20 protein-coding genes, 1 tRNA gene and 1 pseudogene are annotated in these 26,079 nt (G+C 38.7%); 12 read left to right on the top strand and 10 right to left on the bottom strand.

Annotated features, from left to right (window positions below; translation table 11 throughout):
- Positions 1-5: 5 nt before the first annotated feature.
- Genes OOL07_RS07155 through speE form a run of 4 tightly spaced genes read right to left on the bottom strand, consistent with a single transcriptional unit; the run spans position 6 to position 4,294 of the window.
- Positions 6-1,304 carry an O-antigen ligase family protein gene (locus OOL07_RS07155; RefSeq protein ID WP_264695861.1) on the bottom strand — a complete coding sequence of 433 codons (1,299 nt, stop codon included), beginning with the start codon at positions 1,302-1,304 and terminating at the stop codon, positions 6-8.
- Positions 1,301-2,296, bottom strand: a complete 996-nt coding sequence (locus tag OOL07_RS07160) for a glycosyltransferase family 9 protein (RefSeq protein WP_264695862.1) — start codon at positions 2,294-2,296, stop codon at positions 1,301-1,303. The genes OOL07_RS07155 and OOL07_RS07160 overlap by 4 nt, the downstream gene beginning before the upstream one ends.
- A 12-nt stretch (positions 2,297-2,308) precedes the next feature.
- A complete protein-coding gene (locus tag OOL07_RS07165; RefSeq protein ID WP_264695864.1) occupies positions 2,309-3,439 on the bottom strand; it encodes a glycosyltransferase family 4 protein in 1,131 nt (376 codons plus the stop codon).
- 3 nt (positions 3,440-3,442) lie between these two features.
- A complete protein-coding gene (speE, locus tag OOL07_RS07170; RefSeq protein ID WP_264695865.1) occupies positions 3,443-4,294 on the bottom strand; it encodes a polyamine aminopropyltransferase in 852 nt (283 codons plus the stop codon).
- A 64-nt stretch (positions 4,295-4,358) separates the two neighbouring features.
- On the opposite strand from speE, the gene speA reads away from it, so the two are divergent.
- Entirely contained in the window at positions 4,359-6,251 is a 1,893-nt protein-coding gene (gene speA / locus OOL07_RS07175; protein ID WP_264695866.1) for a biosynthetic arginine decarboxylase, read from the top strand.
- 3 nt (positions 6,252-6,254) lie between these two features.
- Here speA and OOL07_RS07180 read toward each other — a convergent pair whose 3' ends face one another.
- On the bottom strand, positions 6,255-6,626 hold the full coding sequence (locus OOL07_RS07180; RefSeq protein WP_264695867.1) for a DUF2782 domain-containing protein: 372 nt from the start codon (positions 6,624-6,626) through the stop codon (positions 6,255-6,257).
- 151 nt (positions 6,627-6,777) lie between these two features.
- On the opposite strand from OOL07_RS07180, the gene polA reads away from it, so the two are divergent.
- On the top strand, positions 6,778-9,480 hold the full coding sequence (polA, locus tag OOL07_RS07185) for a DNA polymerase I (RefSeq protein WP_264695868.1): 2,703 nt from the start codon (positions 6,778-6,780) through the stop codon (positions 9,478-9,480).
- A 220-nt stretch (positions 9,481-9,700) separates the two neighbouring features.
- On the opposite strand, the gene yihA is transcribed toward polA, so the two are convergent.
- Positions 9,701-10,303, bottom strand: a complete 603-nt coding sequence (gene yihA / locus OOL07_RS07190; protein ID WP_264695869.1) for a ribosome biogenesis GTP-binding protein YihA/YsxC — start codon at positions 10,301-10,303, stop codon at positions 9,701-9,703.
- A gap of 157 nt (positions 10,304-10,460) precedes the next feature.
- Between yihA and OOL07_RS07195 the strand changes: the two genes are divergently transcribed.
- The 3 genes from OOL07_RS07195 to OOL07_RS07205 all read left to right on the top strand — a co-directional run bounded on the left by OOL07_RS07195 (position 10,461) and on the right by OOL07_RS07205 (position 11,931).
- Complete coding sequence (locus OOL07_RS07195) at positions 10,461-11,096, top strand: c-type cytochrome (protein ID WP_264695871.1); 636 nt, start codon at positions 10,461-10,463, stop codon at positions 11,094-11,096.
- A gap of 37 nt (positions 11,097-11,133) precedes the next feature.
- Positions 11,134-11,763: a thiol:disulfide interchange protein DsbA/DsbL gene (locus tag OOL07_RS07200; RefSeq protein ID WP_264695873.1), complete on the top strand. Its 630-nt coding sequence runs from the start codon at positions 11,134-11,136 to the stop codon at positions 11,761-11,763.
- A gap of 79 nt (positions 11,764-11,842) precedes the next feature.
- Positions 11,843-11,931, top strand: a tRNA-Ser gene (locus OOL07_RS07205).
- 203 nt (positions 11,932-12,134) lie between these two features.
- Here the strand turns inward: OOL07_RS07205 and OOL07_RS07210 are convergent.
- Positions 12,135-12,425, bottom strand: a complete 291-nt coding sequence (locus tag OOL07_RS07210; protein WP_264695874.1) for a hypothetical protein — start codon at positions 12,423-12,425, stop codon at positions 12,135-12,137.
- Between the two features lie 99 nt (positions 12,426-12,524).
- On the opposite strand from OOL07_RS07210, the gene OOL07_RS07215 reads away from it, so the two are divergent.
- Both OOL07_RS07215 and OOL07_RS07220 read left to right on the top strand, forming a co-directional pair.
- Positions 12,525-13,418 (top strand): bacteriophage abortive infection AbiH family protein, encoded by an 894-nt coding sequence (locus tag OOL07_RS07215; RefSeq protein ID WP_264695875.1) that lies wholly within the window; start codon positions 12,525-12,527, stop codon positions 13,416-13,418.
- A gap of 651 nt (positions 13,419-14,069) precedes the next feature.
- Positions 14,070-16,601 carry a BsuBI/PstI family type II restriction endonuclease gene (locus OOL07_RS07220; protein ID WP_264695876.1) on the top strand — a complete coding sequence of 844 codons (2,532 nt, stop codon included), beginning with the start codon at positions 14,070-14,072 and terminating at the stop codon, positions 16,599-16,601.
- Between the two features lie 277 nt (positions 16,602-16,878).
- On the opposite strand, the gene OOL07_RS07225 is transcribed toward OOL07_RS07220, so the two are convergent.
- Entirely contained in the window at positions 16,879-17,310 is a 432-nt protein-coding gene (locus OOL07_RS07225) for a type I restriction endonuclease (RefSeq protein WP_264695878.1), read from the bottom strand.
- A 59-nt stretch (positions 17,311-17,369) separates the two neighbouring features.
- Between OOL07_RS07225 and kdsB the strand changes: the two genes are divergently transcribed.
- Entirely contained in the window at positions 17,370-18,131 is a 762-nt protein-coding gene (gene kdsB, locus OOL07_RS07230) for a 3-deoxy-manno-octulosonate cytidylyltransferase (RefSeq protein WP_264695880.1), read from the top strand.
- A 170-nt stretch (positions 18,132-18,301) separates the two neighbouring features.
- Positions 18,302-18,856 (top strand): low molecular weight protein-tyrosine-phosphatase, encoded by a 555-nt coding sequence (locus tag OOL07_RS07235; RefSeq protein WP_264695881.1) that lies wholly within the window; start codon positions 18,302-18,304, stop codon positions 18,854-18,856.
- A 364-nt stretch (positions 18,857-19,220) separates the two neighbouring features.
- Here OOL07_RS07235 and OOL07_RS07240 read toward each other — a convergent pair whose 3' ends face one another.
- Positions 19,221-21,329 carry an Rne/Rng family ribonuclease gene (locus OOL07_RS07240; protein ID WP_264695882.1) on the bottom strand — a complete coding sequence of 703 codons (2,109 nt, stop codon included), beginning with the start codon at positions 21,327-21,329 and terminating at the stop codon, positions 19,221-19,223.
- A 546-nt stretch (positions 21,330-21,875) separates the two neighbouring features.
- On the opposite strand from OOL07_RS07240, the gene OOL07_RS07245 reads away from it, so the two are divergent.
- Genes OOL07_RS07245 through OOL07_RS07255 form a run of 3 tightly spaced genes read left to right on the top strand, consistent with a single transcriptional unit; the run spans position 21,876 to position 24,758 of the window.
- Positions 21,876-22,814 carry an RluA family pseudouridine synthase gene (locus OOL07_RS07245; RefSeq protein WP_264695883.1) on the top strand — a complete coding sequence of 313 codons (939 nt, stop codon included), beginning with the start codon at positions 21,876-21,878 and terminating at the stop codon, positions 22,812-22,814.
- 38 nt (positions 22,815-22,852) lie between these two features.
- Positions 22,853-23,836 (top strand): signal peptide peptidase SppA, encoded by a 984-nt coding sequence (sppA, locus tag OOL07_RS07250; protein WP_264695884.1) that lies wholly within the window; start codon positions 22,853-22,855, stop codon positions 23,834-23,836.
- 7 nt (positions 23,837-23,843) lie between these two features.
- The gene (locus tag OOL07_RS07255) at positions 23,844-24,758 is read left to right on the top strand and encodes a class I SAM-dependent methyltransferase (protein WP_264695885.1); all 915 of its coding nucleotides are present in this window, start codon (positions 23,844-23,846) and stop codon (positions 24,756-24,758) included.
- Positions 24,759-24,783: 25 nt separating this feature from the next.
- Here the strand turns inward: OOL07_RS07255 and OOL07_RS07260 are convergent.
- Positions 24,784-26,048: pseudogene (locus OOL07_RS07260) on the bottom strand (6-phosphofructokinase).
- Positions 26,049-26,079 lie beyond the last annotated feature (31 nt).

The raw sequence follows: 26,079 nt of genomic DNA on the forward strand, positions 1-26,079 counted from the left end.
TTAGGCTAGTTACTTACTACTTTTGAAGCTTTAGGTACAATTTTTGCTAGGGTTAAGACAATGAGCCACCAAGTTAGAGACGACCAATAACTGCCATAAAAAGCCATATGAGCATTTAGAGGAAATAAGGAGACGAGCACGGCAATTGCCCAAGGCATGGCATCAGCTCGCTGACTCAGTGGTGCTCTCTTTATATAGCTCCAAAAAATCCAGCCAAATAATAAATAGCCGATTATCCCTATTGCTCCAGCCTCTGCACCGATTTCAAGTAAAAATGAATGGGGATGGGTAGAGCAGCCATAAGTAGGTTGAGTAGATTCATAGAGGTTAACATTTTTAGGGTTTTTAGCAGTATATTCCTTACATGCCTGACGAAACCCCCTAACTCCAATTCCATTTAACCAGTGTTCTTTACCAATCATATAAACTGTATTCCATAGAGGAAGACGATAAGAAGTGGCTAAATTAATAGCTTGATAATTCTGAGTGAAAAGACCTAAAGTTTGACTCATTCGCTGAGAAAAAGGGCTATAGAGTAGAGAAATAGGAATAAGTAATAGAATTCCTATACTCGCAATAAGTAAATGCCTTTTCCAGTACTGCCAAAATCCCATTTTAAAAAGATATATTCCATAACAAATGCTTGCTATCACTAGCATAAACCATGCGACTCGTCGACCTGTAAACAGTATCACGACTACAAATAACAGCCCTAAAATCCACGCTAGCCATTGGTAAGATATATATCGGCGTAATCCTTCGAAATACAAGGGGGTAAACACAGCTAAAATATGCCCTAGACGAAGCTTAGGATAAAAAAACCCGCTAATATTGCCTTCATCTAGCGGGTAACCTAATAAGTTTTTACCCAAGATTAGCTGAATAATGCCATCTATAGAGCAAAGTGCCACCATCAATGTAATAGCAATTAATAAGTTATCTTGTATTTTCCTTTCTTTGCCTACTTGGAAAACTATGATTCCTGATAAAAAATATAGTAGGAAAGTAAAGCTAGTAGATAAAGTGGGAATAGGGGTTACCGAATCAGGCAGAGAGAATAATATAGGTAGCCAAAGACAAAGAAAAAGAAAAATAAAGGGGCGATAAATAGAGTTAGTTAAAATTTTATTAGGTCTTTCAATAAGCTGATATAAGCCTAAAATAGCCATCACTACAATAGGTCGCATTGCATAGGCGTTAGTAGCTAATAAGGGAGGAAAAATAAAAACAAAGAAATAGCTATATTTATTTAACTGCTTAAGGAAGAGCCCAAAATATTTAAAGCCTTTCAACGCTATATTCACACCCATTTCCTCTTATTATTTTTTAATTCAATCGCTACTTCTTCAGGAAAGATAGCACTCATTCCTCCTTGAGTATCACTTGGCGTAATACTATGAATATATTGAGAGTGTTGCAGAGTAGGAGATGCACCAAATAACCCCCAAGCATGGGTATTTACCGCAGCTGCAATATTTAATACTCCTGTATCATTACCAATGTAGACATTACAAACTGCAAGTAATGCTATTACCTGATCTAAGGGAAATCCAATCACTTTTTCTTGATGAATACCTAATTGCTGCAAATTCTGATAAATAGTTTGCCCTATAGCATGCTCAGATTCTCCACCCACAATAAATACAGTACCTATCTCTTTTTTTAAAAGCCAAATGAGTTGAATAAAATTTAATTCCCCCCACTGCTTATAAGGCTCACTGCTTCCAATTCCAAGGACAATCCAAGGCCTAGGTAAGTGTTGAAAAGATTGGCGTATTAAGTCTCGAGACTTAGAATCAATAGTAAGTTGTGGTTCAGATTCTACCGCAGGGATACCATTGATAGTTAGAAATTTCGTAGCAAGTGCCAAAGGATGATCTCGGGTTTCCTTTTGAGGTAAGGGTCTTAAATGGTTTAAAAAATACCTTTGCAACCCCCTTCCATAACCTGCCCGCTTAGGAATACCAGCGATCCAACAAATAAAGGCATAGCGTAAACTTCCATGTAGGATCCAAGCTTGGCAAAAATTATGCTGCCGTAGTAATTTTGCTAGTCGAAACATCCCTAAAAACCCATCATGTATTCCGGGCTTACGATAAAGCCAAAGAATTTGCTTAATGGTACTATCTGCTATTAATAGTTGGTGAGCTTGGCTTCCGAGTTTTGTAAGTAAAGTAATTCTCTTATCTGGCGTTGTATCTGCAATAGCATGGATGGTGGGTAAATGCCAAATCATATCTCCAATGCCCGGTAAGGGTTGAATAATTAAAACAGAATAGGGATTTATGTTTGACATAATTTATTGTTATTAAGATAAGGAAGAGGGATAAAATTCCATATAACACGCTAAAGTTTTATCTATCATGGCTTGAAGGGTATATTTTTGATTTAAAGGAGGCACTTTAGGTGGGTTTTTAATCAATGCTACGATGCAATCGTATAACTTATCTATCTTTCCTAAAGGTATTCTTCCTTGAGGAAAAAGATTTTTTAATATTTCCCCTACCCCACCATGATCATATCCTACAACCGGAATTCCTAAACTTAAAGCTTCTAAAACAGTACGCCCAAAAGATTCTGGCTTCTTAGAAAGAGATAGTACAAAGTGAGATCTGGTATATATTTCCCGCATATTTCTACGATACCCTGTAAATGTGATGGCACTTTCTAGATTTTTAACTGAAATTAGCTGCTTAATTTTATGGAAGTATCCTTGGCGACTAGGATGAGTATCACCGACGATTAATCCATGGACTCGATATTGAGTTTTAATTAATTTTTCTATTAATACAATAAAATCTTCATGGCCTTTAAGGGACGTTAATCGCCCAGGTAAGGTTAAAACTACCTTATTTCGAAGTTGAGGATAGGTACGATGCCAATTCTCTAGCCATTGCTGATTAGGTTGATATCCATAAGGGTAATCTTCTGGATCAATACCCCGAGGAATAAGCGTAATATTTGCAACTGGTGTTTTAGGATAGTGAGTTCTAATATACTGATAAGCCGTTTCAGATACCGCAATCACCTTCTCTCCTTTTGTCATAATTGCACTATAGGGATTGGCTGAATAAAGCCCATGAACGGTGGTTATAAAATGAGGTTTAGGTAATTTTTTAATACTCTTCCAAGCCAACCAAGCAATCCATGCTGGCACCCTAGATCGGGCGTGAAGAATATCTATTTTTTGTGTCAATAGAAAATTTCGTAATTTTGATATAAGTAATAAGGTGCGAAAAGATTTAACGCCAATAGGCCACAAGTAATGCTCACTGCCTTCAGCAACAAGTTGATCTACTAAACGCCCTCCCCTAGAGATGACAAGAGAGCGATGACCTTTTTTAACTAACGCATTAGCAATCTCTAAGGTACCTCTTTCAACTCCTCCTGATTCTAAGTCAGGAAGCAGTTGAAGCACAGTCAATCGCTGAGATGGCATCTATTATTCAGAATGAATGCAGCGTAAAAATTCAGGAAGTGCTAAGGCTGCTTGATGAATATCAGCGTTGTAATAGTGGGTAGGAAAAATTTTACTTTGAGAATCTGTTTTTCTAAATTGGGTAAGGTTTTTCCCTGCTAAGGTAAGACTCCACCACCCTGAAGGGTAAACACACTGAGGATAAGTGAGAGTTCTGGTTTTTAAAAACCCTGCCTTTTTCATCTCTTCATGAATACTCTTAATCAGAGGTTGATGAATTAAAGGGGATTCGCTTTGTTGAACCAAAATTCCCTCTGTACCAAGTAAGCGATAACAATGAGTGTAAAATGGGGCTTGAAATAATCCTTCAGCAGGACCAATGGGATCGGTGCTATCAATAATAATAATATCCATACTATTATCGGGTGCTTCAGCTACAAAACGGATTCCGTCCTCAAAGTAAAAATGCGCTCTTGAGTCATGGTTACTTTCACATAGGTTAGGAAAATATATCTCCGAAAGACGAGTGACTCGTTCATCAATTTCTACCTGTACCGCATATTCTATCTGGGGATGTTTTAATACTTCTCGTAAGGTGCCACAATCTCCCCCACCAATAATAAGCACCCGTTTTGGGTTAGAATGGGTAAATAGTGAAACATGAGACATCATCTCATGGTAAAGAAAATTATCCCGATCCGAGAGCATAATATAGCCATCAATCACCATCAATCGACCAAAGGTTTTGGTTTGGTAAATTTCAATATGCTGGTAGGGAGTTGTCTCCTCATGGAGCTTCTTTTCAATAGCAAGAGAAAATGCAATTCCCGTTTTTTCTCCAATTTCAGTAAACCATTCTGTATTATTTAATTTCATTCATACCTTCTTGTTGATTAAATTTTAAAATCTAACATACTAGCCTTTTATATTTTCAGTGAGAATGACAGTAGAAATGACATGGAACATTCAAAATGCTAAAGATTTATATAATATTCCTCATTGGAGTGAGGGGTATTTTAGTATTAATGAACAAGGCTATATCACTGCTCATCCTCACGGACCAAATAGTTCTCTAAGCATTGATCTCTATCAAGTAAGCCAAGAAGCACTAAAAACAGGGCTTTCTTTCCCTATATTGGTACGGTTTTCTGAGATATTACATCACCGAGCAAAGAGTTTATGCACTAGTTTTCATCATGCTATGGAAGCTATTAACTATCAAGGTAATTTTACTGCAGTTTATCCTATTAAAGTGAATCAGCAGCGGCAGGTTATCCAAGAGATATTAACCGCAGACTCAGAACATATTGGATTAGAAGCTGGAAGTAAGCCGGAGTTACTTGCAGTGATGAGTTTGTCTAACCCCAATGGTCTTATTATTTGTAATGGTTATAAAGATAGGGAATATATTCGCCTTGCCCTCATCGGGAGAAAATTAGGGCTACAAATTTATTTAATTGTTGAGAAGCCCTCCGAGCTTGAACATATTATTAAAGAATCCCAAGACTTGGATATTACCCCTTTATTAGGGGTGCGGGTACGACTTGCCTCCCTTGGAAAAGGAAAATGGCAGAATACAGGGGGGGAAAAAGGTAAATTTGGTCTCACCTCCTCTCAGATACTCTCTATGATTCATCGGTTAAAACAGGTAAATCTGTTAGATTGCTTAACATTGCTACATTTTCATATGGGATCTCAGCTAGCTAATATTAGTGATATTCAACAAGGTATCCAAGAGGCAGGTCATTATTACGTATCGCTGCATGCTCTAGGCGTACCTCTCACTACCATAGATGTGGGTGGTGGATTAGGCGTAGATTATGAGGGTACCCATACTCGAAGTTTCTGCTCTATTAATTACACTATTTCTGAGTACGCTCAAAAGATTGTCCAAGGATTATGGGAAATCTGCCAAGCACATCATTTATCTCACCCTAATATTATTACTGAAGCAGGTCGTACTATGACTGCCCATCATGCAGTGCTGATAAGTAATATTGTGGATGTAGAGCCTGCACCTATTAAGAATAGTCTTATTGTGCCTACTGATAAATTACCTATTATTCAAAAACTATGGAGTGATTATCAGAATCTTACGCGCCGATCAGCTATAGAAACCTACCACAATGCTAGCCAAGCAGTGGCAGATTCTTTAAAAATGTTTAACTATGGTGTCATTAATATTGAGCAGCGAGCACAGATTGAACAACTTTATTTTGTGCTATGTGATCGAATTCGCTCTTTTTTACAACCTCAGATTAAAGCTCATCGAGAGATTATCGAAGAACTAGAAGGAAAATTAATTACTAAGTATTTTTGTAACTTTTCCTTATTTCGATCCCTTCCGGACTCTTGGGCAATTAATCAGGTTTTTCCTATTGTACCTTTACAAAGACTCACTGAAGCACCCACAGAGCGGGTATGGATAGAAGATCTAACATGTGATTCGGATGGGCGGGTAGATCTCTATGTATGCGGGGATGGATCTGAAACTAGCTTGCCGCTACATTCAATAAACGTTAATGAACCTTACTTACTTGGGTTTTTCTTAATAGGTGCTTATCAAGAAATCCTTGGGGATATTCATAATCTATTTGGAACTACTGATTCGGTTCATGTAAAAAGCGATCCTCAAGGAGGGTTTCAATTACACTCTCCTCTAAAGGGAGATCAGATTGAAACTGTTCTTACTCAAGTACATTTTGCCCCTGCAGAAATAAGAGCAAATTTATTTTCTAAACTCAAGCAATTAAGTCTTAATCCCAATCAAGCCCAGCGTTATCTGCAAGAATTTGAAGCTGGGCTTAAAGGGTCTACCTATTTAGGAGATTAAATGCTAAAAGCGGAAAAAAACCCAACTAGGAGTTACTAAATTTGTATCTTCTAAGTTAGGACCAGTGTTAAACCGCTTTTCAAAATCCCCTTTGCCATTAATATCTACTAAGTAATAAGAAGGGCCAGCCATGGGTGTAACTTTAACCTTATAGAGCTTACCGTTAAGCCGGTATTCTTTGATTTGTGTATCTCCATCCTGAATAATTTTAACTTCAGGACCTGTAGAGTCGCCAGCCTGATCAGGTGCAGCAGGAGCACCTAAATCAGGTAAAGAACTTTCTATATCATCAATATCAGTAACTGCAAACCCCGGTATAGCAAATGAAATTCCAAGAATTAAAACGAGTAAATATAAATAATTAAGTATACGCATAACCATGTCCCCCTTAAATTTTTGCCATGGCTTTCTTCTATTCTACCAAGTAATTTCTCCTATATCTTAGAAATCATGTAAAAATTCTACAGCTTTAATTTAAACTACTTATTACAAGTACTATTTAAAATTAAATATAGTTCAGTTTTTAATGAAAACACCTACCTTAATTTTAGTTGATGGTTCTTTTTATCTATTTAGAGCCTTTCATGCACTACCTCCACTAATTACTTCTTACGGTCAGCCTACAGGAGCTATTTACGGGGTAGCCAATATGCTGCGTGGATTAATCAATGAATATCAGCCCCAATATATTGGCGTGGTGTTTGACGCTAAAGGTAAAACTTTTCGCCATAATTTATACGATTCCTATAAAGCCCATCGTCCCCCTATTCCAGATGAGCTTGCCGCTCAAATTCAGCTTCTTCATGAACTAATTTATGCTCTTGGGTTACCTCTACTATGTATTAATGGAGTAGAGGCGGATGATGTGATAGGCACCCTTGCTAAACAAGCAAGCACTCAAGGAATGATGACTATTATTTCTAGCGGAGATAAGGATCTCGCTCAATTGGTAAATAACAAAATCACCCTTATTAACCCCATGAATCAAACCAAGCTAGATCCTGAAGGAGTTAAAGAAAAGTTTGGGGTTTTTCCAAAACAGATTATTGATTATTTAACCCTAATGGGAGACTCATCGGATAACATTCCAGGAGTACCGGGAATAGGACCTAAAACAGCTGCAAAACTGCTTAATCAATATGAAACTCTAGATTCCCTATTAGAAAATATTGAAGAAATTAAAGGTAAATTAGGGGATAATCTCCGTGCTTATCAAGATCAATTCCCTCTAGTAAAGCAGCTTACTACTGTTTGCATTGATATACCTTTAGAGTTAACAGCAGCCGATTTAAAACCTAGAGAAGCTGATACCACTACTCTTTTCAAACTTTATAAAAAATTAGAGTTTAAAACTTGGCTTACCCAGCTTGAAGAATTCAGTAAAGAAAATAATGATCTCCTAGATCCTACTCTCACTTGCACTCCTCGCTATGAAACTATCTTTACTTTAGAGGCATTGAGTATTTGGCTAGCAAGACTGAAAAAAGCCAAATTATTTGCCTTTGACTTAGAGACAAATAGCTTAAATTATAAGGAAGCAGAAATTGTAGGGCTTTCTTTTGCAATTACACCCAATGAAGCTGCCTATGTCCCAATAGGGCATCATTATCTAACTGCACCTACTCAACTTTCTTGTGCGGAAGTTTTAAAGAAACTAAAACCCTTACTTGAAGATTCTGGCTTAGGGAAAATTGGTCAAAACCTTAAATTTGATCGTAACGTACTGGCTAATTATGAAATTAGTTTAGAAGGTATTGTGCATGATTCCATGCTGGAATCTTATGTTTGGGACAGTACGGGATCTCGTCATAATCTAGATGCGCTGGCTTTAAAATATCTTCAGCAAAATACCATTACGTTTGAAGAAATTACCGGTAAAGGCACGAAAAAACTTACCTTTGATCAAGTAGATGTAGAAAGAGCTACGATTTATGCAGCTGAAGACGCAGATATTAGTCTGCAGCTTCATCATTATTTTTGGCCAAAACTACAACAAAAACCCTCTCTTTGCCGGCTTTACCAAGCCCTAGAAGTTCCTCTTATCCCTGTTCTTTCCCATATGGAATGTCATGGAGTACTAGTAGATAAAGGTTTATTAAAAGACCAAAGTGATAAGATCACAATACAGTTAAAAGAATTGGAGCAATCTGTATTTGAGCTTGCAGAAGAATCTTTTAACTTAGCCTCCCCTAAGCAGTTACAAACCATACTCTATGATAAATTAAATCTCCCAGCAGTACGAAAAACCCCAACAGGTCAAGCTTCTACTTCAGAGGCTGTACTGCAAGAGCTTGCCCATATTCATCCACTACCTCGATTAATTCTTGAATATCGAACGCTACATAAATTAAAAACCACTTATACAGATCGCCTTCCTTTACAAATTAACCCCAGTACAGGGAGAATTCACACCTCTTATCATCAAGCAGCAGTATCAACAGGACGGCTTTCCTCCTCCGATCCTAATTTACAAAATATCCCGATTAAAACCCCTGAAGGAAGACAAATCCGGCGAGCATTTATTGCTCCACCGGGTTATTGTTTACTTGCTGCCGATTACTCTCAAATTGAATTACGGATTATGGCCCACTTGTCTAATGATGAAGGATTACTTTCTGCATTTAATCAAGGAGAGGATATTCATCAACGCACTGCTGCTGAGATTTTTAATACTTCTCTAAGGCAGGTTACTTCAGATCAACGCCGTAGTGCTAAAGCAATTAATTTTGGGCTAATTTATGGCATGTCAGCCCATGGGCTGGTAAGAGAATTGGGGATTAGTTATAGTGACGCACAAAATTACATGGATCGCTACTTTCAACGCTACCCTAAAGTAAAGGAATATATGGATAAAATATGCCAAGAAGCTAGAAGTTATGGATATGTAGAAACCTTATTTGGGCGGCGGCTTTATTTACCTGAAATCCATGCAAAACAATCCCAACAACGCCGGCAAGCAGAACGAGTTGCGATTAATGCCCCTATGCAAGGTAGTGCTGCAGATATTATTAAAAAAGCGATGATTAATACTTATCAATGGCTACAGGATAAAACATACGATACTAGAATGATTATGCAGGTTCATGATGAGCTTGTCTTTGAAGTGCCTGAGAATAAATTAGATAGGGTGATTCAGAGAGTTCAAGAGAGTATGAGCACTGCCGTTCAACTTAAAGTACCTCTCATCGTAGATATAGGTTATGGGTTTAACTGGGACACAGCCCATTAAAAAAATTTATGTAATTATGAACTTTTTCTTAGGCTAGCTGTCTTTAACTCCATAGGGTGTAGAAAATATCTATACCACTACCTGCCCCCCTCCCTGGGTAGGGTAAGTCTTAGTAGATCTGGATCTCCTAAACCAGATCTAGGGTTGCCCCGGTTTCCCCTTAACCGGGGTTTTTTTGGTCTATTTAGAGTTAAATAAAAAATTTAAGAAAATAATTGATTTAGCTAAACCCAAACCAGCTATCTAGATGAACCTGAGCTTCTTTAACACCTGCTTTGGTTTGTGCGGAAAATAACTGTAATTCGGCAGTAGGAATTATTTCTCTAGCAAGTTGAGTTGCCTTTCTAAGCGCATCTAACCCAGGTCCTCGTTTCAACTTATCGCTTTTAGTTAATAAAATATATACTGATAAATCACAATCTCTACACCACTCAAGCATTTGATAATCAAAGGGTTGAAGTAAATGACGAATATCCATCAATAGCACGATACCTCGGAGTGCTTGGCGCTGCTCTAAGTAACTACTGATATTTTTTTTCCATTGATTTTTCATTTCCTGAGGAACTTTGGCATAACCATAGCCCGGCAAATCGACTAAATGACAAGTTAAGTTAAGCTGAAAAAAATTAATCATTTGAGTCCGCCCCGGGGTTTTACTGATTCGGGCTAACCCTTTGTTATTAGTAATTGCATTAATGGCACTGGATTTCCCCACATTAGATCGACCTGCAAAGGCCACCTCGATTCCCTGATCTGGGGGAAGCTGAAATAAATGATAAGCACTTACTTGGTAAGTTGCTTGCTGATAAATAGAATGAGTCATTCTTTATTTTTAAGAATAAAAAGGCTGAATAAAACTAGGCTAGAAAAAAATGCTTAAGCAGTGTAGCATTCATAACATAAATTTCTAATGCTAGTTATCTAAATTAGATTCTATAATAAAGATTTATCCCTATTCCAGATACTGAGGATATTTAACAATGTTAAGATATTTTGTAGCGACCGCTGCGTTTATTTTTTTTACTGCATCATCCTATGCCGCTTTAGTTAATACCGTTTTAGTGAATGGTAATGCCAAAGCTGGCGAAGGTAAATCTGTTGCTTGCCAAAGCTGTCATGGTGTAGATGGGAACAGTGAAGCCCCAGAATTCCCTAATCTTGCTGGGCAAAATGCTCGTTATATCCAAAAACAGCTTGAAGATTTTAAATCTAAAGCTCGGGAAAACCCTATTATGTCCCCTATGGCAGAAGCACTCAGTGATGAAGATATCGCTGATTTAGCTGTGTATTTCTCTAGCCAGAAACTAAAGCAAGGACAAACCCCAGATAAATATCTTGATTTAGGGAAAAAGGTTTTTCGCAGAGGTATGAAAGAAGATAATGTACCTGCTTGTATGGCTTGCCATGGTGCATTTGGTGAAGGAAATCCTGCCGCTGCTTTTCCTAGAATTTCTGGGCAAAATGTAGCATACATAGAAACTCAGCTTAAATCCTACCGCAAGCTAGAACGCTCTAACGATCCTAATCAGATGATGGAAGATGTCACCCATAAAATCACTAATGATGAAATCACTGCGGTGGCACATTACGTCAATGGACTAAGTGAGGAAAGGTAATTCTTCATTGCTAATCACATTAGGCTAAGAAATAAAAATGTTTCGACTTATTTCGCAAATACTATTTATCTCTTCCTTATTAGTTACAGGATCTTTTGCTCTTGCTGAAGACAATGCACCTTATACAGAAGGGAAGAACTATAAGGTGATTAACCCGCCTTTACCTGTTTCCCAAACTGAGAAACCAGAAGTCGTTGAGTTTTTTTGGTATGGATGCCCTCACTGCTATAACTTCGATCCATTTTTAGAAAAATGGGTTAAAGACAAAGGAGAAAGTATTGTCTTTGATCGGGTACCTGCTGTATTTAGGGATTCGTGGGCACCGGGAGCGCAGGATTACTATACCCTTAAAGCCATGGGGATTTTCGATAAAATCCATCGGGCTTTATTTGATGAAATCCATATCAAGAAAAATCCCTTAAATACCAAAAAAGCATTTATAAACTTTTTAGGCACACAAGGAATTGATAAGGAAGAGGCATCTTCTACTTTTGATTCTTTTGCAGTGCAAGGAAAAGTGCAACAAGCAACCACAATGACGAAAGCATCAGGAATTACTGGTGTGCCTGCTTTAATTATTAATGGCAAGTATAGTATTGATGCAGGGCTTGCTGGAAATTTTGAAGGAATGCTTGATATTGCAAACTATTTACTTTCTAAAAAGTAAATAGCTACAATAAAGATGACATGAGCATTTAGGGCTAGGTTCTTTTCTAGCCCTACTTTTTTATAATCCGATTTAGACTGGAGAGGTACCGAAGCGGCCATAACGGCACCGACTCGAAATCGGCTGGGGCGTTTGCCCACGCGGGTTCGAACCCCGCCCTCTCCGCCAATTAAAACCGTTTACAAGGTGTGGCAGGGTTCTAACTCACCTTCGAGCTTCTAGCTGTTAAATGGCTTTACTGTAGCTCTCACAGCGTTTAGTAAAACTTATGGTGTGGTAGTGCTATATTGCACCCCTTGGTCCAGCACGTGGTAAGTGGATTGTTGTAGTCAGTACACCGTACCGCCGACCTCAGCGGCGGGGGTTCTCGTTCAAATCCTTGCGCACAGAGATTTTGGCTTTCTTCCGCCTTCCGCATACGCTGCTGTATTTTCTGATATGTCTTCATTCTGTGCTGGGTACAAGGATACATCTATGATGTCCGACTGGATATGACCAGCATAAAAAATCATACGGCTTAAGATATGGTTGACACGTTCATTGCTGGCTTCGCCTTTGGCGTTCTTGGAAAATTTTGGGAACTGCTCAGAGTACCTTTTAAGATCAGCTTTGATCTGAGAATCCCCTCTGGCATAATGTTGTAGTCCCTCAACACTTGCCAACGACTCTGCACCAGTACCTTTCCGCGGTCCAGTTTGGAGGCGTACTTATAATTGATTAAGTTAGCTCTCTAACAGATTGTTGTCATTTGAAATCTCGGCATGAAAATTTTGTATATCATTGGGAATGGATTCGATTTATGGCATGGCCTACCGACTAAATACACTGATTTCTATGTATTTGCAGCAAATTATCTCGATGAGCTGGAAGAGTATTTTCTTGATCTACGCTCAGAAACTTTATGGACTAACTTTGAAGAGAGCCTTGGCAGATTCGATTGGCACAAATTTTATGATAGAAACAATTTCACTAACATATCAGATGAATCGTTCAAACCTAGCATGGCGTTCGGTCTAGAAGATGCTCTTAGAGAGCAAAGCAGTGATATGGTCGATAGCATAAAATCTCACTTTCGAGAGTGGATTGAATCTATCCCCATAAATGATGCTGAAGCAAAGTTTGATTTTAGCTTGGAGGAGCGATTTATCTCATTCAACTACACACCTCTTCTTCAAGCTGTATATAAAATACCTGATAGTCTCATTTTTCATATCCATGGCAGCGTAAGCAAATATGATGATCTAATTTTTGGGCACGGCGAATCGAGGAAAGCAGAACCTGAACTAGATGAAAATGGAGACAGTAATCGGCATTTATTCACCGATGCTGAGGGTGCAGCTAAATACCCGTTCTATGCCTTTCAGAAACCCGTTGATGATATTCTAAACCGTAATTCTAGTTGTTTTGAAAGTCTTAATAACATCGAAGTTGTAGTGATCATGGGACATTCATTAAATGCAATTGATCTTCCATATATCAGAAGAATAGCCGGCGTGGCTCGGAGGAGCAAATGGGTTGTTAGTCAATGTTCAGAGGACGAAGGAAAGCACCACATAATGCAGTTGGAAAAGTGCGGTGTAACGTCAAACAAAATCACATCGTGTTTTATTGAAGATATACCCACGGTGCTTGAGACTATGAGTTGTACAGATTGACAATCTTCGATTGGTTCATCCAGTTTTTTTTGTATACATACCGCTTCTACCCTACATCGCTTCACGCTACGTGCAAGAGGTGCAACGTACTATAAATGTTCCATTTTTCCGTCCGTCACACCTTGGCAAGGGGACCCGCTAGCTCGTCCCCGTTGCATCCCTATGGCCGAGAGAGATTTCAGCTCTCCCTCCGGATACGCATTGACCAACCTTATACTGTTTGGGTATACACTAACCTAAACAGATGCTATACTCGATCTCCCGGTGTAGTCCCCCCCTTGGCCATGCGGAGCTTGAATCCAGTTACTCGTCCTGTTCTTAGTGCATTCGGGTGCATTTTTGTATAGAGTCTGATTCTATGAAATCATACGAATTGCCATTCATACTTATCCCATTGTTATTCATGCGTTTTACCCTATCACCTAATATAGAAGATTATGAAGTCTCGTCTACGCTTGCACAGATCCAATTCCCTCCGTTTTCACTGCAATACGCCATGCGGATCGCTGTCCATCGTCTTCTGGACGAACATGAGGGGCACTCTATAAAGCTTGCCGTCAGTCAGCCGGTTCGATGGGGCAATAGATGGCAATAGCACGCCAAACAAGCTCTGCACGACACACATCCGTTTCCGCATAGGAGTTGGGTGAGATGTACGGTAGCCTATTTCCTCTTAGTGGTATAACCGAATTTTATCGGGTTGATGCTGTGCTCAAACTCGATTCGCGTCGGCGGTCCGATCTTGGTCAGTACATGACGCCTGCACCCATTGCGCGGTTTATGGCGAGTCTGGTTACGGATATCTCTGGCGATATCCGTTTGCTAGATCCCGGTGCAGGTGTTGGCTCTTTAACGGCAGCCTTCGTCGATCGGATCAGTAGGGTGCCAAAGAAACCCCGGTCAGTAACGCTCGTGGCTTACGAGATTGAGTCGGTACTCACTAGCTATCTTCGAAACACACTGGACGAAGCGGTGACTCAGTGCAGCCACGCGCAGATAAAGACCAGCAGTACTCTGCGTGAGCAAGACTTCATTCTTGACCATAGATATGGGGAGCAACCGGATATCTTCAGCCCAGCGTGCGATGAGAGTAGCTTCTCCCACGTCATCATGAATCCGCCCTACAAAAAGATCAATTCCGCCTCCATACACCGTGCGGCACTTCGTAAGGCAGGCATCGAAACCTCCAATCTCTACACTGCTTTCATGTATCTAGCCGCGCAACACCTCCGTGAAGGCGGTGAGATGGTTGCCATCGTCCCTAGATCATTTTGTAATGGCCCTTACTTTAGGCCCTTTCGGAAGCAATTCTTTGACATGATGGGTCTGCGCCATATCCACATTTTCAAAAAGCGTAACAGTGCATTTAATGGCGATGAAGTTCTGCAGGAGAACATCATCCTGCACGCGGTAAAAGGCACCCCACCTAGCAACGTGAGGATTACCACTAGCCACGGCGGCAATTTTGAGACAACTGCAGATAATGAGATGTGCGTTGCCGAAGACATGACTCAACGCACTGTTTCATATAGGAGCGTAATCCGCACTAACGATCCCGACCGCTTTGTCCATATCGCCACTAATGATCTCGAACAGAAGATCGTAGACCGTATGGCGCATTTTACGGCGAGTCTGGCTGATCTTGGGGTGGAAGTCTCCACTGGTCCAGTGGTTGATTTCCGGCTAAAGGACGATTTGTGCGCCCAGCCCGAAAAGGGAACCGTTCCACTTCTTTATGCTGCACACTTTCAAAACGGTATGTTGGTCTGGCCCAAAGCCATAAAAAAGCCCAACGCAATTCGTGTGTCCCCAGAAAGTCGCAGGTGGCTTTGGGAGAAGAAAGGTCATTTCGTGGTGACAAAACGCTTCACATCAAAAGAGGAGCGACGCCGCATCGTGGCCTCGGTATATGCCTCGGAACTACCTGGTGAACTTGTCGGCTTTGAAAATCACCTCAATGTCTTTCATACGAAACAAATGGGGCTGCCCGAAGCTCTGGCACGGGGACTGGTCCTCTATCTCAACAGTAGTCTTGTGGACTGCTACTTCCGGCAGTTCAACGGTCACACGCAGGTCAACGCGACCGATCTTCGGTCACTTAGATATCCACAACGAGAGGTTTTAGAGCGCATAGGACAACAGGCGAACCGTGCAACCCTCTCCCAACAGCACATTGACACCATCATTGAGGGGGAGCTTGCTCACATGACCGACGATAAAAACCCACTACGTGCACAGCAAAAAATAGACGATGCCCTAAAAATCCTGACGGTGCTCGGAATGCCGCATGGGCAGCGCAACGAGCGGTCGGCACTAACTCTGCTGGCACTACTCAATCTTAAACCCGAGGGAACGTGGGACGTTTTGAAACGTCCGCTAATCGGCATAACGCCGATAATGGACTTCACGCGAGGGCACTATGGTCGTGAATATGCACCCAATACGCGCGAAACTTTCCGCCGCCAGACTATGCATCAATTCGTGGAGGCAGGAATTGCCCTCTATAATCCCGATGATCCAGCACGTCCGGTCAATAGCCCGAAGGCTTGTTATCAAATAAGCGAAGAAGCGTATACAGTCATCCTAACTCTCGGGACTGACAAGTGGCAGGTGACACTCGACACTTACCTTAAAGGGCGGGAAACGCTGGCCGCCAAGTGGGCAAAACACCGGAAGATGCAAATGATTCCTGTGCAGGTCGCGGATGGTAAGGAAATCACGCTCACGCCGGGTGCACACAGTGAACTTATTAAGAAGATTATTGCCGACTTCGCTCCGCGTTTCGCACCGGAGGCCGAAGTAATCTATGTGGGAGATACAGGCAACAAGGCTGGCTATTTTCAGAAAGAACGACTGGCAATGCTAGGCGTTACCGTGGATAAGCATGGCAAGATGCCAGATGTGGTGCTGTATTTTGGAAAGAAAGACTGGCTGTTGCTGGTTGAATCCGTAACCAGTCACGGCCCCGTCGATTCCAAAAGGCACAATGAACTGGCCAATCTGTTCAAAGGCGCAAAACCTAGCCTTGTGTACATCACAGCATTCCCTCACCGAGGTATCATGGGGCGGTATTTGATCGACATCTCATGGGAAACGGAAGTTTGGTGCGCCGATGCACCCACTCATCTCATCCATTTCAACGGTGAGCGTTTTTTAGGCCCTTACGAGAAGGGTGAACAATGAAACCGAGAAGATACATTGATGACATCATCATTTCGCCGATGAGGTTGCTGTATTTATACAATCGCACATTAATCTTTTAGATAGATAAAAGGACAGGTGCACAGCAAGCACAGAAAACAAACAATGGAAAATTTTTTAAAAGGTTCGGAATAGCAATGCTGAGATTTACACCTCCATACACCCGATACAAAACTTTCTAATAGTTTTGGCACCGACGCTGACGTGTGGGACAAATATATAGACATATTAGAAGCCTCACTCGTTCAAGCTTTTGTAATTACCGATTATTTCTGTGATGGTTATTATAATTTAATTGAGAAATACCAAAAAAAGTATCCTGCTTCAAAAAGTGAATCATCTCCGTTTTTATATGCAATTCTGTAACTACATGGAAGCTATTATTATTGAAATTCTCAAAATCAATAAGCTTAGTTTGAGAACGATTCGTAAGTCGTTCAAAAAAAGCTTTACCTAAATCTTCATTATCAAGTAGTAGCTTAAGATCCGCTAAGATACGGTTACCATCGCCTCTAGGAATATTTGGATTAATTTTAGAAATGGCAGCAATAAATAATTGAGGAAAAATATTGGTATCTTTATCCCAATCTTGATTTTTAAGAGAAAGGTAATCGTAGCCAAGGTGGATTAGATGTAAAATGGCAGGGATTTTTACCCGAGTATTTTCATTGAACATGGAGGTATTAATCATATTATTAAGATGGTTTTTTCTTATTTTATATTGGATTATTTGATTTATCTAAAACTCCTATGTCCTATAAAGTCATTATTCCTGCCCGTTACAATTCAAGTCGCTTGCCTGGAAAATTATTGTTAGATTTAGGCGGTCAGCCTATCTTAAGTCATGTCATCGAAAACGCTAAAAAAAGTAGTGCCGATGAAGTATTAGTAGCTACCGATGATTTAAGAATTGCAGAAGTCGCTAAGAAACATAATATTGAGGTATGTATCACTTCAAGCAGTCATAACTCAGGTACTGATCGGATTGCAGAGGTAGTTTCCCAACGAAAGTATCTTAATGAAACGATTATTGTAAATGTCCAAGGGGATGAGCCATTTCTCCCCTTTCAGCTCATCGATCAAGTGGCTAAAGATTTAGCACAGAATCCTGAAGCAGATGTTTCTACTCTCTCCATAGAGATAGATAGTGACAAAGATTTGTTCGATCCCCATGTGGTCAAAATAGTATGTAATGCTAAAAACTATGCCTTATATTTTAGTCGAGCACCTATCCCTTGGGATCGGGAAAATTTCCCTAATAAAAAGAATAATCTACCTAAGATCTATTCTCGCCATATTGGGCTTTATGCATATCGTGCAAAGCTTTTGTCCAACTATACTCAACTTTCTCCATGTTTTTTAGAAAAAATTGAACACTTAGAACAGCTCAGAATCCTATACTATGGAGGATCTATTCATGTAGCTCCTGCTACTATCATCCCTGCCCCTGGCATTGACACTCCTTATGATTTAGAACGAGCTAGAGAATCTCTTAAGCATTTATTTTCTTAATTTATTTATTAGGCATGATATTTGCACTATATGATATAGTTTAGAAAAGAATTATAGCTATCTTACCTAAACTACACGCTTAATGCCTATGAGTACGCTAATCACTGGCTAAAGCAAAATATTAATTAAATAGTTTAGCGTGACAATTTTTTACTTTAGGGTGATAAATTATGGCTATAGGAAACTGGGTTAAACATAGAAAATCAAGCACTAGAGCTACATCCTCTGAGCATAGAGTAAATGTACTCTTTGTGTGTACTGCTAATGTATGTCGCTCTCCAATGGCAGAAGGAATATTTAAGCAGCTGGTAGCACAACATAATTTAAGCCATTTTATTTTTACTGATTCGGCAGGCACTAGTAGTGGTCTAGGTATACCTCCTGATCCACGGGCAAGAGTATGCTGCCAGAATAATGGAATCTCTATTGATCACAGTAGATCTAGGCAGATACAAAAGTTAGATTATTCATCTTTTGATTATATTATTGCTATGGATAAGAAGAATAAAATTCTTCTGCAAAAATCTGCTCTTGATAAGAATATATTAAATAAAATCCACCTATTTTTGGATTTTTCGCATGACTTTAATAATAAGGGAAAAGATATACCTGATCCTTACTACTCTCCTGCTAAAGAATTTGAGAATATATTCAATCTTATCGAAGAAGCTAGCGTAGGATTACTGCAAGAGATTTGCCGCCAGCATAATTACATTGCTGCTTAAGATAGGGGGAGGAGATTTTTTATCCTCTCTTAAAAAATGAGAACAGAGTTAGGGATGGCTGGGATTATTATAAGAGTGTTATAAATCTCTATAGTAGTCCCCAATTTTTTATTTTTATAAGCTTTTTACTTATTCTAGCCTGATAAGTTATAAGTTTTTTTAAAGATCACTTATTATTCTTTTTTCTAGCAAATACTTATCTTTCTAGGCAGGAAAAAATAACTGATGCTAAATGTAAGATTAAGCTATAGCAGAAATCTAGGAGCATAAAATAAGGACCCTACTTAGAGGAGGACTACTAAGTAGGGATAGTTTTTTTTGGCTTCTAAGAATTTAGAATATCTTTATTTACTACGAATTCCTTTTACTGAGTGTGTTGAGAATCTGATTCTGGGATTACTAAATCCGTAGCTGTTTCTATCGCTTGTTGTGCTAACTCATTTTGAGTTATTGTTTTGTTTTCTTTATAACTTTGCGAATGTTTACTTGAAGCAGCTGTTCGATGATAACGTCCTCTATATCTATTTCTATCTTGTCTTGGACGATGATAAGGCTTAGAGGAAGAATTATTGTGATTATCTTTAGATTCGGATGGTTCTTTATTATTGCAATCTATCACTTCCTCTGATTTAGAGGAGGTATGATATTGTTTCTTGCTATTTCTATGGTGGGGCTTAGATTGATTTTGGTACTCATTTATATTTAATCTATTTTCTCCTAAATCCTCATGATTAAATACTTTCCAAAAATGAGTTAAAAATCCAGGTTGAGTTTTTAATAGAGTAGGCTTGAGCTTAAAAGGTAGAATATTGCTTTCTAAATCTTCTTTAGATGCTATGGGGACAGTTTCTATTGAAATGGATTCTTCTTTAGGGTTAGACGTATTTTTAGTAATCTTTGTATCTATAGGATCTTCTTTAACCGTATCAAATAAAAATCCATAATCCTTCATGTCAAAAGAAGTATTAATTTGTTCTTTTTTCTTTTCTTCTTTTTCTTCACCCTTAAATTTCTCAAACTCAAAAATAGATGTCTCAATTTGAGAGTTTGGAATAAGGGATAGCTCTATACCGTATCGCTTTTCAATTGCCGCTAAGTGGGTACGTTTTTTATTAAGTAAAAAAGAGGCAATAGGAACAGGTAGCTGTATTGTAATAGAAATTAGTTTTTCTTGAGTTACTTTTTCTTCAATATGACGTAACACAGATAGAGCAAAGGATTCTATTCCTCGAATATATCCCTTACCTTCACAGCTAGAGCATGGTGTTTGGTAGGTATCTCCTAGAGAGGGACGTAGTCGTTGCCGAGACATCTCTAGGATACCAAATCTGGAAATACGACCCACCTGTATCCTTGCTCGATCTGCTCGTAAGCATTTTTTTAGATGGTGTTCTACCGATCTCTGGTGATGTACCATTGCCATATCGATAAAATCAATAACAATTAGCCCTCCTAAATCTCGGAGTCTCAATTGTCGTGCAATTTCTTCGGCTGCCTCTAAATTTGTTGAAAGTGCTGTTGCTTGAATATCTTCTCCTTTATTAGCTCGAGCAGAATTTACATCAATCGCTGTTAATGCCTCTGTATAATCAATGACAATAGCACCCCCTGAAGATAAATGAACTTCTCGTTCAAAGGCTGATTCCACTTGATTTTCAATATCAAAACGAGCGAATAAAGAAATCTTATCTTGATAGAGTTTTAGTTTATGTAATTCATTAGGAATGACTTGACACATGAAGTCATAGGCACGCTGGTAAATACTAGGGGTATCAATCAGTATCTCATCTACATCTAGGTGCAAGTGATCTCGCAAAGCACGAATAATTACATCACTTTCTTGGTAGATAAGAAATGGAGCTTTTTTTCCTTCAGCAGCTGTTTTAATAACCTGCCAGAGATGTATTAAATAATCGAAATCTCGTTTTAACTCTTTCTCATCTTTATTTGCTGCTGCTGTTCTAGCAATCAACCCTATCCCCTCAGGAATATCTAGCATATTTAAGGCAGATAAAAGGCTGGATCGCTCTTGCCCTTCAATTCGGCGTGAAACTCCTCCTGCCTTAGGGCTATTTGGCATTAATACTAAATATTTACCCGCAAGGCTAATAAAAGTGGAAAGTGCTGCCCCTTTATTTCCTCGTTCCTCTTTCTCTATTTGAACAATAAGCTCTTGACCTTCTTTTAATAAATCTTGAATTTTAGGATAGCTTTCATTAGAGAGTTCTGAGGAAGATCGAAAATACTCATTGGATATATCTTTTAAAGGAAGAAATCCTTGCCGATCAGTACCATAATCTACAAATACTGCTTCTAAACTAGGTTCAACTCGAGTAATTTTTCCTTTATAAATATTTCCCTTCTTTTGCCCTCGGCTTGCATTTTCAATATCCAAATCTTGTAACTTCTGGCCATTTACCATGGCTACACGCAGCTCTTCCGGGTGCGTTCCGTTAATTAACATTTTTTTCATCAATAATTCCCTAAAATTATGACAGGTGCTGTCTTTGCATCCTTAATAAAATAGATAAATAGAGAATTTGAGTAAGAAATAAAAATAATAAAGAGAAGACAAATTCTGAAATAACGCCTATAAAATTAAGAGTCTGATTTAAACTCATTTAAGATTATTAGAAAATTCAGTAATTATTTTTTCTTTTATCAAAAGTTTTCTCTTTATAGTGCTATAGAATCACTATCTTGAAATAAACTCAATTTAATTGAGTGGTTTCTAAAAATATACTTTTATTAATTGATTTCGTTAAAATCTCAGCTCTATTTTTCTACTTTGCATTAAATCATTAAAAAAATTTTCTTAATTTAGTAAGTGCTCTACTCTGTAATAAGATAGTAGGCAAATCTGTTTAGTTTAAGTCTTAAAAAATTCCCATAAAAAACAGGTAAAGTCTTCAAATTTATCAGGGGATATAATCTATAATTTCCCCTCTAATTTGGACCATTATTTTATCATTAATATCCTGTAGACTATAGGGTTGCTTTAGTTTTATAAGAGATAAAAATGCCCTCTGTACGTATCCTAGAAATAAAAGAAGAGCAAAAAAATCAAAGAATTGATAATTTTTTAATTACCTACCTTAAGGGTGTCCCTAAAAGTAGGATTTATCGGTCCCTAAGAAAAGGAGAGGTGCGAGTTAATAAATCTAGGGTAGAAAGCCATTATCGGCTTCAGTATAAAGATCAGGTAAGAATACCTCCTCTAAGAGTACCTACTCCTGATCAGAAATTAACAATTAGTCATCAGCTATCATCAAGAATACATGATAGCCTACTACATGAAGATGATAAGCTCATTGTATTAAATAAACCTGCAGGTATCCCTGTTCACAGTGGAAGTAACATAGCGTATGGAATCATCGAGATTCTACGATATTTGAGACCTAATGCTCCTTTTTTAGAGCTAGCTCATAGACTCGATCGGGAAACATCGGGTTGTTTAATGATTGCAAAAACCCGGGATATGTTACTTACTTTACAAAATATGCAAAAAAATGGATTAATACATAAATCCTATCTTGCCCTTGTAAAAGGGCATTGGCAGAGAAAAAACCAGCATATCAATCTACCTTTATCAAAAAATATACTCCAATCTGGTGAACGGATTGTTAAGGTGGATTTAGGAGGGAAATCTGCTTCTAGTCATTTCTACCCTAAAAAATATTATAATAAAGCCACCCTAGTGGAAATAGCTTTAGAGACAGGTAGAACTCATCAAATCCGAGTACATTCGTCTTACCTAGGTAACCCTATTGCAGGAGATCAAAAATATGGAGATCCTATTTTTAATAAGGAATTAAAAATATTAGGGCTTCATCGATTATTTCTACACGCACGACAAGTAGTGTTTAATTTTCCTAGAAAGAAAAAACCCATAGAGATAGTAGCCCCTACTCCTACAGAATTAGATAATGTTCTAAAACTGTGGCACGATGAAACATAGTGTTTATTTCTTCCAAATACCAATTTTAGAGAGGTTTTATGTCCGAAGATAGTTCTTCTATCTCTAGTACCCGTCAGCAATCTCAAGGAGAAATGCTAACTTGGGAGCAAAAAACGCTCAAAGAATTAGCTTTTGCCACCCTGAAAGAGCAGCGCCGAGCTCGACGCTGGGCAATTTTCTTTAGATTACTCTACCCTATTCTTTTAATTGTTTTTCTATTCTCTTATCTTTCAAATGGTAGTGAAAGCAGCAACTTAAAAACCTCAAAACCCCATATTGCATTGATATCACTGGATGGAATTATTAGCTCAGGGTTACCTGCCAGTGCAGAGAGTATTAACAAAGGACTAAGTACAGCTTTTACCAGCAAAGGGGTTACTGGAGTAATTTTACGTATTAATAGTCCTGGAGGAAGCCCTGTTCAAGCAGGCTATATTAATGACGAAATACATCGATTACGAGAAAAACATCCTAAAACTCCCATATATACAGTAATTACAGATATCTGTGCTTCTGGTGGATACTATATTGCAGTGGGCACTGATAAAATATACGCAGATAAAGCAAGCATGGTCGGATCCATTGGGGTACTACTTAATAGCTTTGGTTTTGTAGACATCATGAATAAATTAGGGGTGGAACGGCGGCTATTTACAGCTGGGGATCATAAAGGGTTTCTAGATCCGTTTTCCCCTACCAAAGAAGGAGAATCTAAGCATCTTCAAGGAATGTTGGATAATATTCATCAGCAATTTATTAAAAAAGTCAAAGAAGGTCGTGGAAATCGACTTAAAAATAACCCTGATTTATTCAGTGGTTTGATCTGGACTGGAGAGCAAGCTCTTGATTTAGGATTAATTGATGGATTAGGTGATAGTGAGTATGTTGCTAGAGAGCTGTTAGGTACAGAAAAAATAGTAGATTATACCTCCAAACCTGATCTACTAGAGCGACTTGGTCATCAGTTTGGCACTACGCTAAGTTATGTATTATCGAACTTAAGAATAAGCTATTTGCAGTAACGCATATATGTATCGCCAAAATTTAATACAAGATTTAACTAGAATCATTAAAGCAATTCTAACAAATCAATTTGCACGTTGGGCACCTCATCTTTATATTAAATACACTAAGCAAACAGGTCGAGGATCTAATGAAGCTTCACCTCCTGAGGTAGCACGTTATTTCCAAAATTGCTTTATGGATTATTTTAATATCTTAGGTATATCTTCAAATGCTATTCCAGAATATCTATCAGGGAAGCATGTATTTGAGTATGGACCAGGAGATGTTCCCGGAGTAGCTTTACTCATGATTGCACATGGGGCTGAACGTGTTACTTGTATTGATCGCTTTCCGATGCTTGCTTTCTCACCTAAAAATATTGAAATTATGAATCAACTCATGGCTAACATGAGCGGGGAGATATTACAAAGAGTAAGGGATTGCTTTTTAGAAAATGGAAATCCATCTTCTGGTTTTTCATCTCGTATCCAGTATTTAGTACGCCAGAATGGGCTTTCTGGATTATATGAGGAAGCTGACTTAATTATTTCTCGGGCTGTATTAGAGCACACAAATGATTTATCTGCTAGTTTTACTGATATGCGTCAAGCCCTACGTAAAGGGGGCATCACCGCACATCAGGTAGATCTAAAAAGCCATGGCTTACATAGAAAAAATCCACTAGACTTTCTTACGTGGTCAAATTATCTTTGGTCATGGATGTACTCTTATAAAGGAGTGCCTAATCGATTACGTATTAACCACTATAGAGAGTGTATAGTGAGTACAAATTTTAAAACAATTCTAATTCAACCTACCGCTATCGCAAACGAACAGGACATAAAATCAATAAGACCATACCTTGCCAAATCATTTCAGAATATTTCAGATGAAGATTTATTATGCCTTGGTTTTTGGGTAGTTCTCGAAAAGATTTAATATATACCGTATTTAATTTCAAAAGCTACATACTCACTGTAAATAACTTATTAAGTTTCTTGGATACAAGAATTCCCTTCAGTTGGGCATAATCGGGTAACCCATTCTTATAGGGGGGATAATCTCCCCCGTAAATTAGTGGTAAAAGATAAATACGTGCCTCTTCCGTAATACCAAATCCATCTGGAGTAATAAAATTTAGAGGGAATTTTTTTCAATATTAGCTACGTTTTTTAGGGGTGTTTTCCCAATTTCCCAGCGATAAGGGCTATTAGAAGTACGGACAATGGTCGGCATAATTGCATTTTCACCTTTTATTGCAAATTCTACCGCTGCTTTTCCTACTTCGTAGGCTTGTGTTACGTCCGTTTGAGATGCAATATGTCGTGCTGATCGCTGTAGATAATCAGCTACTGCCCAATGATATTTGTATCCTAATTTTTCTTGTACCATGTTTGCGATAACGGGAGCTAATCCCCCTAGTTGAGCATGACCAAAGGAATCGTATTTACTGGTTGCTGATAAAAATCCCCCTTTATCATTGCATACCCCTTCTGAAGCTACAATGACGCAGTATCCGTAGTTTTTAACGCAGTCATCGACTTTTTTAAAAAATTGCTCAGGTTGAAATGGAATTTCTGGAAATAAAATAATATGGGGAGCATCTTCTGGTTTTTTTTCCCTAATCCTCCTGCTGCGGCAATCCAACCTGCATGACGACCCATGACTTCTAAAACAAATACTTTGGTTGAGGTGAGCGCCATGGAAGCTACATCCAATCCTGCTTCCTGTGTAGATAAAGCCACATATTTAGCAACAGAGCCAAACCCAGGACAGTTATCCGTAACCGCTAAATCATTATCAATAGTTTTGGGAATACCAATACAAGTTATAGGATATTCTAGCTGCTCTCCGATTTGGGAAACTTTATAAGCGGTATCTTGGGAATCTCCACCACCATTATAGAAAAAATAACCAATATTATGGGCTTTAAAGACTTCAATTAAACGCTCATATTCAGCTTTATTTTCTGCGAGCCCCTTAAGCTCTATAACGGCAAGAGCCAAACGCTCCACCAGGGGTATAGCGTAGGGCTGTAATAGTATCATCAGGTTCTTGGCTAGTGTCGATCAGATTTTCCGTGAGAGCTCCAATAATTCCGTTGTGCCCAGCATATACTTTACCAATCTGCTGAGGGTATTTTCGTGCTGTTTCAATTACCCCGCAGGCTGAAGCGTTAATTACTGCAGTTACACCTCCAGACTGGGCATAAAATGCGTTTTTTATCATTTATAAATCCTCCAAGCTACTGTATAAAGTA

It is taken from the genome of Candidatus Nitrosacidococcus sp. I8, from assembly GCF_945836005.1.
Lineage (GTDB): Bacteria > Pseudomonadota > Gammaproteobacteria > Nitrosococcales > Nitrosococcaceae > Nitrosacidococcus.